Annotated in this window: 1 protein-coding gene; it reads right to left on the bottom strand. The window is 60.3% G+C overall.

Going from position 1 to position 433, the window contains the following annotated elements:
- Window positions 1-194: 194 nt before the first annotated feature.
- Window positions 195-433 (bottom strand): efflux RND transporter permease subunit (locus tag EVJ30_RS15065; protein ID WP_131469578.1); only part of this gene is annotated, 239 nt, incomplete at its 5' end.

Raw genomic sequence — 433 nt, 5'->3', positions numbered from 1 at the left:
ACCCGGGGGTTTTTTCATGTGCTGAAGCAGGTGCTGACACAACGATGACATCGCAATCCCGTAACCCTCGCGACACGCTGAAGTCTTGGGGGTTTGGCACCAAATCCTGCCGTGCGGAAGTGGGGCCAAGGGATGGAAGGGGTGGCCCGGCTTCACTGTCTCACTGGTGAAACCTGCTTCGCGAGGTTATGCCTTCAGTGCCGACCTTCGAGCATCTTCACTTCGACGTACACCACCGGCACGACAAACAACGTGAGAACAGTTGCTACCAGCTGGCCGTAGAAGAGAACTGTGCTGATGCTGGTCATGCTGGCCCTTCCTGCAGCCCCGCTGCCCCCTGCCAGCAAGAGCGGCAGGATGATGCTGGCCAGTGATGCCAGAGCAGTGAGCAGGATCGGCCGCGGGCGGCTTAGGGCGGCTTCCTCCACCGACT

It is taken from the genome of Exiguobacterium sp. SH5S13 (assembly GCF_004337085.1).
Classification (GTDB): domain Bacteria; phylum Bacillota; class Bacilli; order Exiguobacteriales; family Exiguobacteriaceae; genus Exiguobacterium; species Exiguobacterium aurantiacum_A.
The sequence above is the reverse complement of the archived record's forward strand: the minus strand, read 5'-3'. Positions and strand labels throughout refer to the sequence as shown.